This window comes from Marinicella gelatinilytica (assembly GCF_026410405.1).
Classification (GTDB): Bacteria; Pseudomonadota; Gammaproteobacteria; order Xanthomonadales; family Marinicellaceae; genus Marinicella; species Marinicella gelatinilytica.
The window spans coordinates 1-9068 of record NZ_JAPMLN010000029.1 but is presented as its reverse complement, the minus strand read 5'-3'; the positions used below and the strand labels follow the sequence as shown (position 1 = coordinate 9068).

6 protein-coding genes, 1 other RNA gene and 1 pseudogene are annotated in these 9068 nt (G+C 39.8%); 7 read left to right on the top strand and 1 reads right to left on the bottom strand.

Annotated features, from left to right (window positions below):
* Positions 1-669 precede the first annotated feature (669 nt).
* The 7 genes from OS173_RS13125 to OS173_RS13095 all read left to right on the top strand — a co-directional run bounded on the left by OS173_RS13125 (position 670) and on the right by OS173_RS13095 (position 8936).
* Complete coding sequence (locus OS173_RS13125; protein ID WP_267184745.1) at positions 670-1974, top strand: metal-dependent hydrolase family protein; 1305 nt, start codon at positions 670-672, stop codon at positions 1972-1974.
* Between the two features lie 94 nt (positions 1975-2068).
* Positions 2069-2422, top strand: a transfer-messenger RNA (tmRNA) gene (gene ssrA, locus OS173_RS13120).
* A 991-nt stretch (positions 2423-3413) separates the two neighbouring features.
* Complete coding sequence (locus OS173_RS13115; protein WP_267184744.1) at positions 3414-3737, top strand: type II toxin-antitoxin system RelE/ParE family toxin; 324 nt, start codon at positions 3414-3416, stop codon at positions 3735-3737.
* Positions 3727-4017, top strand: coding sequence for a helix-turn-helix domain-containing protein (locus OS173_RS13110; RefSeq protein ID WP_267184743.1), 291 nt, complete (start codon positions 3727-3729; stop codon positions 4015-4017). The genes OS173_RS13115 and OS173_RS13110 overlap by 11 nt, the downstream gene beginning before the upstream one ends.
* Before the next feature lie 496 nt (positions 4018-4513).
* Positions 4514-6082, top strand: coding sequence for a type I restriction-modification system subunit M (locus tag OS173_RS13105; RefSeq protein ID WP_267184742.1), 1569 nt, complete (start codon positions 4514-4516; stop codon positions 6080-6082).
* A gap of 2 nt (positions 6083-6084) precedes the next feature.
* A complete protein-coding gene (locus tag OS173_RS13100) occupies positions 6085-7302 on the top strand; it encodes a restriction endonuclease subunit S (protein ID WP_267184741.1) in 1218 nt (405 codons plus the stop codon).
* Positions 7303-7313: 11 nt separating this feature from the next.
* Complete coding sequence (locus OS173_RS13095) at positions 7314-8936, top strand: ATP-dependent nuclease (RefSeq protein WP_267184740.1); 1623 nt, start codon at positions 7314-7316, stop codon at positions 8934-8936.
* Positions 8937-8960: 24 nt separating this feature from the next.
* Here the strand turns inward: OS173_RS13095 and OS173_RS13090 are convergent.
* Positions 8961-9068: pseudogene (locus tag OS173_RS13090) on the bottom strand (IS30 family transposase); the annotation flags it as partial.

Here is a 9068-nt window from a genome sequence, read left to right as displayed (position 1 = left end):
TAGCCTGTAAATCTGATATCGTTCTGTTTCGGTTAACTGTTTATAGCTCATATTGCATTTTCCTTTTGGTGAGAAAAATCAGTAACTATACCAGTTAACCGACCTCCTCAGGAAATTGCACTTATTATCCGAATTGAGGTAAAATATTATAGCTATAAGTTTATGATAAATAACCCGTGGTGCATTTAGGACAGAACACAACAAGTATTGTCATATCGACCGAGCGAAGCGAGTGGAGATATCTCCTGACGATGGAGATTTACGATAAAATTGGCGAGATCCCTCCATGCGCTTCGCTTAGTCGGAATGACATGACACTTTTAGGTGCTGAAAGCAATCTTGAGAACCAATTATCATTCCAAATGCACCACGGGTGATAAATATGTAAAAAATTCTATTTTTACCAGTTTTTCCGTGTAAATAAGCTGAATTTTTGATTCTAATTCGTACATTTAATCTTGAGATTATAAAGTTCAACTTTGAAAAATTAATTGGAAAGAAGGAATTAGACTTAGTTGTCATCAAAAGAATTTGAATGTTGTGTCTCATCCCGCGTTCTGAAGGTGTATTCCCCCCGCAAATTACTATCTCGAGGTTGGGGGGAATGCATTTTTTATTTCAAACGTGCGCTTATTCGGTTAATCTGTGGTTTTAATTTTCCGTAAACCCATGAATAAATTAATCATTGTTGCCTTCCTGTTGTTAAGTTCTGTAGTCGTTGCCAAAGCCGATAGCCATCACATTCAGGCCAAAGCCTACCTTGATGTCACCAATGGTGAACTGATATCGCCGGCAGTGTTTGTTGTCACAAACGGCGTGATACAGGCCATCAACCCCGAAAATATTCCTGAAGAATCCATCCTGATTGATCTCAGTGAGCATTATTTGCTGCCTGGTCTGATGGATATGCACACCCACTTAGATCTGGATTACGTCGGTAATTTCGATGCCATTATTACTCAGGAACCCGCCACTAAAGGCGCGTTACGTGGCGCCAAGAACGCCGAGCTCACCTTAATGGCCGGTTTTACCACGGTCAGAAACGTCGGCGCTTTACATGTCACCGATGAACTGATTGGTGCTTCACTGGCACAAGCCGTTGACGCCGGCTGGATTAAAGGCCCGCGCATTATCCCTGCCGGACATATGATCACCATACTCGGTGGTCACGGAGACGTTACCCAGGGTTTAGTTCCGTCTTTATTGGAACCGGACTATAAAATGGGTGTGGTCAGCGGTGCCGATGAAGCCTTAAAAGCCGTGCGTTATCAAATCAAGCAAGGCGCCAAAGTTATTAAAATGCACGCCACCTCCGGTGTCCTGTCTTTAGAAGACACCGTCGGCGCACAACAATTAAGCAACGAAGAAATGCAGGTCATTGTTGACGAAGCCAGACGTCATGGCTATAAAGTGGCCGCCCACGCCCATGGTACTGAAGGCATTATCGCAGCCATTAAAGCCGGCGCGGCATCCATAGAACACGGCTCCATGGTTGATAAGGAAGCCATTAAACTGATGAAAGAAAAGGGTGTTTACCTGGTGCCCACCTCAGGATCGGATGAATTTATTTTTAAAGACATCGATAACATGCCGGCCATCACCCGCAAAAAAGCCGAAGAAATCATGCCACTGGCCCAGGAAAATCTGCGAAAAGCCATTAAAGCCGGGGTCAAAATCGCCCTCGGTACCGATTCCCCCTTAATTCCGCACGGTCTCAACGCCAAAGAACTGTCCGCCATGATAAAACACGGTATGACCGCTCTGGAAGCGATTCAATCTGCTACTCTGAATAGCGCAGATTTGCTCGGAATGAAAGACATCGGCGAAATAAAAACCGGCTACAAAGCCGATATCATCGCTGTCGATGAAAACCCGATGCAAAACATCAAAACCCTGGAAAATGTCCGCTTTGTAATGAAAGCAGGTCAGGTATACAAGAACCACACAAATAAATCAGAACTACCAATAAACTAATTACATCAATTCAGTTGTCATTAAGGCGATTGGTGATACAATCAACAGACTTGAAATGGGGTACGAGCGACCCCATTTACTAAGAACCAAACAAGGGGGCGACCTGGCTTCGACGTGGGTCGCGAAACTTGAAGGTGCATGCCGAGGGCGAAATTCACCTCGTAAAACTCAGTTTCAAAGTTATAGTTGCAAACGACGATAACTACGCTTTAGCAGCTTAAATTGCTAACGGGCACTCACGATTTCTTGCGTTCGCGTACTGTCCGTCATAACCAGCAAGATCGCTGAAAGTACCGTTTGGATGCTTTCGGTTAAATCAAATCCGAACTGGTGTTGATGAATCCTGACAGGCGGAGTCATCAACATAAGACTAAAAGCCTAATCTAAGCATGTAGAGCCTCAAGCAGAGGACTTACGGACGCGGGTTCGATTCCCGCCGCCTCCACCAAATAAGAAAGGCCACCTATAACGGGTGGCCTTTTTTATTTGGTGGAGGCGCGGTAACGAACCCTTCGCAAGGGGTTCGACTAAATCGGCAGGACAGCCGATTTGATCGCCGAAGGCGACCCGCAGGGCAAAGCACATGGATGTGCTTTGTAATTCCCGCCGCCTCCGTGCGCCGCAGGCACACCTTACCAAGCGCAACTCATCGAAAATTTTAAATTCATCATCCCGCCGCTAACTTTCAGATTCTTAAGTTTTCAAAAAATATAATGTACTACCCGTGGTGCATTTGGAACGATAAATGGTAAATAAACTTGATTTAATAACCAAAAAGACGACTCGTCATTCCGACTAAGCGAAGCGCATGGAGGAATCTCCTCAATTTAGCCAGAATTTTAAACTTTGGGAGATATCTCCACTCGCTTCGCTCGGTCGATATGACAACATTTGTTTTGGTTTCTTCCAAATGCACCACGGGTAATGTACTGGCCTTTTTTATTGGTGGAAGCGACGGTCATGGCTCGAACCAACCCGCCAGGGGTTCGACTGAGGGCTTTCCAATTCGACCTAAATAAACAAGTCTGGTTTTCCACCCAATCTGGCTGCACCCTTGTGCTTATCCTTAAAACGCCAGGAAATATACCCTGCCATCTCAACGATAAACACAATGGCTTTGCCATATTGACCGGAAATTCCAGATTTAAGCCGAATCGAAAAGCCAAGCAGGACAGCAAAATTGAACGCACGAAGAGTGTTTGTTAGGCAAAACCCAACCTACGGATACTAATCATAGGTTCGAATGTTTATGTCTATAAGTCAAGTAGGATGGGCTCCGCCCATCACAAACTAATCTGATTACGATGTTGCCCCCAATTCCAGTCATTGATGGGCAGAGTCCATTCTCCGTTATTTAATTTTGTCGTTTGACTCTGTTTTTATAAAGTAAATCTAAAAATGGTTACACATTAATACGTCATTGGCGTATAATTAGTTTAATGGTTTTTATTGAAACGCCCATATTTACTCGTCAAATACAGTCATTAATGAATGATGATATGTACGGTGAATTACAAAAAGCATTGATTTTTAAACCTGATACGGGCGATTTAATTAAAGGCAGTGGCGGTTTGAGAAAAGTTCGCTGGAAATTAAAGGGTACAGGTAAAAGTGGTGGTGTTCGTGTGATCTATTATTGGTACACAAGCGCAGAGCAGATTTATATGATTTTTGCTTACCCTAAATCGAAACAAGATAACTTAACAGCTGAGCAGTTGGCGGCATTAAAAGCAGTTATGCAGAGGTCAATCAATGGACAATAAATTATTTAACGAATTATTAGAAAGCACCAAGCAAATGGGTGAAATATTACACAATAAACGCCAGCCAGTGCGTGTCTTTGAATTCCCCGATGTGGAAATAAAAAAGTTGCGTGAGGAAGTTGGTTTATCACAAGCCGAATTTGCTTTGCTGATTGGTGTGAGTAAACGCACCTTAGAAAACTGGGAGCAGGGCAGAAGAAAACCGACCGGCCCCGCAAAAGCTTTATTACGAATTTTAGAAGCCGACCCAAAACATGCTATTGAAGCGCTCCATTCATAAACCAGCAGAATCTTTCTAATTCTTTATACCATATCAAGTAGGATGGGCTCCGCCCATCACATAACAATCTGATTATGATGTTGCCCTCAATTTCAGTGTTTGATGGGCAGAGCCCATCCTATGATTTTATTTATTCAAAAATCAAATTAAACCGTCAAATTTTGTCCACATCCGACCCTTTCAGAACCCGACACAAGCAATAAACCAAATTAAGTCGTGTCCAATCGCGGTTTTAAAGTTTTTTATTGCAAATTTTTCTTATATTGGGCAAAGTGACAGTGACTATAAAAAACAGAGGATTTGAATCTATTGTTTGATTTTATGAGTACAAAAATAAATTAAACAACAGAATGTCATTCCGACCAAGCGAAGGCCAGGCAAAGCAGTTATTGCGGCTTATCGTACAGAAATGAAGCGTTAACCGCGTGCCGTTAAGGCCGTGCGTGGAGGAATCTCCTGAATTTCGCGATTAAGTGAACAACTATAAAAGGACTCAATGACCGAAGACCAAAAGAAAAACCTGGAAACCCAGCTTTGGGGGATTGCCAATTTACTGCGCGGGAAAATTTCTGCCGATGATTACCGTGATTACATCCTCGGCTTTATCTTCTTTAAATACCTCTCTGAAAAACAATACCTCTACGCCAACGAACTGCTGATGGGCGAAGCGGTGACCGAATACACCGATGTCACCGATAAAGACACTTTAAAAGCCATTGAAGATGAATCCGTCGAAAAGCTCGGTTATTACCTGGCACCGACTGAACTGTTTCGGGTTTTGGTCGATAAGGGACAAGCTAAAATCGAAGACGAATCGAATTACATACTTGAGGACTTACAGACGGTGCTGAATCACATCGAAGACAGCACCCGTAACACCGAATCTGAAGACGACTTTAATGCCTTATTCGAAGATCTGGATTTACAGTCCAGTAAACTCGGTCGCACGGTCAAAGCCCGCAATGACATTGTGGTCGAGATTTTGGGCTTTTTAAGTAAGATTGATTTTAAGCTCGAGGAAATCGATTCCGATGTCCTCGGTGATGCCTATGAATATTTAATCGCCAAGTTCGCCGCCGGGGCAGGTAAATCCGCCGGCGAGTTCTACACGCCGCAAAAGGTCTCGAAAATCCTCGCGAAAATCGTCACCACCGGAAAAGACCGCCTGCGTTCGGTCTATGATCCGACCTGTGGTTCCGGGTCTTTATTACTGCGTGTAGCGCGGGAAGCTGACGTGACCGAATTCTTTGGCCAGGAACTGAATCGCACCACCTATAACCTGGCGCGCATGAACATGATTCTGCACGATGTCCATTACCGGGATTTCGATATCCAGCAGGACGACACTTTAGAAGAGCCCCGGCACATCGATCAACGCTTCGAAGCCGTGGTCGCCAATCCGCCTTTTTCAGCCCACTGGAAAAGCACCGCCAACCCTTTAAATGACACTGACGAACGCTTCAGTCCTTACGGCCGACTGGCGCCGAAAACCAAAGCCGACTACGCCTTTTTAACCCACATGCTCTATCAGCTCGATGATAACGGCATCATGGCCTCTGTCTTTCCTCACGGCGTGTTATTCCGTGGCGCCGCCGAAGGCACCATCCGTGAATACATTATTAAAGACATGAACGCCCTCGACGCTGTTATCGGCTTACCGGCGAATATCTTTTACGGCACAAGTATCCCGACCTGCATCCTGGTCCTGAAAAAGAACCGCGCACCGGACGATAACGTCGTTTTTATCGACGCCAGCGGCGACAACCACTACACCAAAGAAGGCAATCAAAACGTCCTGCGCGATGAGGACGTCGATCTCATCGTCGAAACCTACCGAAAGCGCGAAGCCAAAGACAAATTCAGCCACATCGCCAGCTTAGAAGACATTGCTGAGAATGATTACAACCTGAATATTCCCCGGTATGTGGATACGTTTGAGGAGGAAGAGCCGGTGGATTTGAAAGCCGTATCAGACGAGCTCAAACAAATTGATGCCGACCTAGAACAAACCAATGAAGAAATCGCCAAGTTTTGTAAAGAGCTTGGGATTCCTACGCCGTTTTGAAGATGAAGGCTATAGTAAAGAAAAAAATGTTGCCTGAGTTACGGTTCGATGAGTTTCAAAAAGAATATCGTATATTAAAGTTTAACAACATAGTAAAACTGCGAAAGAAAAAAATTGACCCTATAAAAAGCAATGACTCTTTTAAATCAGTTGAATTAGAAAGTATTGAGAAAGAAACTGGTTTATTGGTTAAAACTTTCGATTCAGAAAATTTAAAAAGTTTAAAAACTAAATTCCACAAAGGTGATATTTTATTTGGGAAGTTGAGACCTTATCTGCGTAAATTCTATTTTTGTGAATTTGAAGGAATATGCACAAGCGAGATATGGGCATTTTACAGTAATAGTGAATGCAATAAATATGTCTACTATTTAATACAAACATCAAAATTTAATTACCAAGTAAACATAACCACAGGTACTAGGATGCCGCGAGCAGACTGGAATCAAATCAGCACAACTAAATTTAGAATACCCAGTTTTAAAGAACAACAAAAAATCGCCAACTTCCTTACCGCCATCGACCAACGCATCACCTTACTCAAAGAAAAAAAAGCCGCCCTCGAAGACTACAAAAAAGGCCTGATGCAGAAAATCTTTAGTCAGGAGGTTAGGTTCAAGGATGGTGAGGGGAATGATTTTCCGGATTGGGAAGAGAATCGTTTGGTAGAAATTTGTGATGTTAAAGGAGGGAAAAGAATACCCAAAGGATATTCTTTGGAAAATAAAAACAATGGTTTCCCATATATAACAGTATCTAATATGTTAAATGGTACAGTTAGTTTGAAAGACATCAAATTTGTACCTAAAGAGGCTTTTCCTAAAATTAAAAATTATCGAATATTTACAAATGAAATATATATTTCTGTTGCTGGTACTTTGGGACTTGTGGGAGTAATTCCAAAGGAACTAAATGGCGCGAACTTAACAGAAAACGCAAATAAACTAACAAATATAAAATGTAATCAAAAGTATCTTTATCACTATTTAAATTCTAATTATTTTAAAAAATTAATTTGGTCTGTGAGAACAACAAATGCACAACCTAAGCTTGCAATATATGCTCTTAAATCATTTGTAGTAAAGTTACCTAAAAAACAAGAACAACAAAAGATCGCCAATTTCCTGTCCACCATCGATCAAAATATCAATACCATGAAAAAGCAAATTGCCGATTCGGAATTGTTTAAAAAGGGCTTGTTGCAGAGGATGTTTGTTTAATCGAAGTAAAAATGAAAATAAGTTTTATTGAAATCAGAAAATTCAGGTCAATTGATATTTGCAAAATAAATATTGCAGAACTTAATGGAATTGTAGGACAAAACAATAGTGGAAAATCAGCAATAATTAGAGCATTAAACGCTTTTTTCAATATTGAAAAAGAATTAGATTATTTTAAAGATGGCAGTCATGCTTACTCTAGTAAATCAATTCCGAAAATCACTATTGGATTTACAGATATAAACGTCGATTCTTTAGATGAATTCAAATTCAATAATGTAGTACAGCTTCAGTTAGTATTTCAAAAAAATGGTAAACATTCATACAAAATCTTTAATAGCAATAAAAAGTTTGTAAATGTTTCAAGAGAACAATTAGATGTTATTCTTAAGTCGTTAGCGTTTGTTTATATACCACCTAATAGATCTCCTAAGCAATTAAAATGGGATGAAGATGCACTTATCAAAAAGCTGATTATTGAGTATTTAAAAATCGAAACTCAAAATAGAGATACTCTTTCTCCTAAATTTAAATCTGCAACAGATTATTTAGAAAAAAAAGCTCTTAAAAAAATATCTAAAGATATTAAATCATTCTATTCTTTAAGGAATACGTTCGAATTTCATCTTGAATTTAATAAAGATGCAAATTTTCTTAGTTTTTTAAATGAAATTGAAATGAAGATTGATGAGATGGGTGTAACTCACAGTTTAAATGATTGTGGCACTGGCCTTCAAAGTTTGACGATAATTGCTTTATATAGAGTTCTAGCCAAAATAAAACACCAAAATATTGTTTTGGCTATAGAGGAACCTGAGACAAACTTACATCCGCAAGCGCAAAGAGAGTTTGTAAATTCAATTCTGGATGATACAGATGGGGTTTCACAATTATTTCTGACAACTCATTCAACTGTTCTTATAGATAATTTGAAACATCAAAATATTTCATTAGTTAGAAAGGTACATGATGATAAACGTGGATTTAAATCAGTTGTATTCAAAATAAGTGATGATTTTTTTGATAAATATAATTTACAGGAATTTCTTTACTATCAATTTCATAATTACCGAAATAGTGATTTTTTCTTTGCTAATTATGTGATTCTAGTTGAAAGTAAAAATGATGCAGAAGTTGTGAAACATTTGGCTGGTAGATCTAATTTAGATTTGGATTTACTAGGGATTAGTTTAATAAACTTTGATGGCGTTAAAAATCTGCCTTATCCTTTTCACATTATTAAAGAACTGGACCTTCCTTACATGGTCATTTTAGATAAAGATTATTTTCTTCCGTATCAAAATGATGATCTTCATAGTAGCAGGGACAATCAGGGATTACCTAAATATAAAAGTGAGTTTAAAGGGGATATTTTATTAAATGACTTTGTTGGAACAAATAGAAACCAACAAAGACTTTTAACAAATTTTAGAAATAGCCATACAAAAGCTATGAATCAATTGTTAGAAAGAGGAGTTTTATGTATGAAATATTGTCTTGAAATGGATTTGTTAGGCTCTTCAAAAGCAGTTGAAAGTATGTGTGATCAACTTAATATTTATGGGAGCAATAGAACTAAAAAATATCTATTATTAGAAAACCATAAGGCGATTAAAAAGATTCAAAATACTTGAATTCAAGTAATAAGTGCAATTTAATCATGCAGCAAGTAAATCGACTTGCTGCCCCATAAATAATTCATTCGGAGATTTCCCGCCTCTTGTTTTCCGTGGTCTGTTATTCAGGCAATCCATTACGTGTTCTAT

What these genes read in the sequence shown, in the direction of transcription:
- OS173_RS13125 (WP_267184745.1), top strand. Translation starts at nt 670, where the DNA reads ATGAATAAATTAATCATTGTTGCCTTCCTGTTGTTAAGTTCTGTAGTC.
- OS173_RS13115 (WP_267184744.1), top strand. Translation starts at nt 3,414, where the DNA reads ATGGTTTTTATTGAAACGCCCATATTTACTCGTCAAATACAGTCATTA.
- OS173_RS13110 (WP_267184743.1), top strand. Translation starts at nt 3,727, where the DNA reads ATGGACAATAAATTATTTAACGAATTATTAGAAAGCACCAAGCAAATG.
- OS173_RS13105 (WP_267184742.1), top strand. Translation starts at nt 4,514, where the DNA reads ATGACCGAAGACCAAAAGAAAAACCTGGAAACCCAGCTTTGGGGGATT.
- OS173_RS13100 (WP_267184741.1), top strand. Translation starts at nt 6,085, where the DNA reads ATGAAGGCTATAGTAAAGAAAAAAATGTTGCCTGAGTTACGGTTCGAT.
- OS173_RS13095 (WP_267184740.1), top strand. Translation starts at nt 7,314, where the DNA reads ATGAAAATAAGTTTTATTGAAATCAGAAAATTCAGGTCAATTGATATT.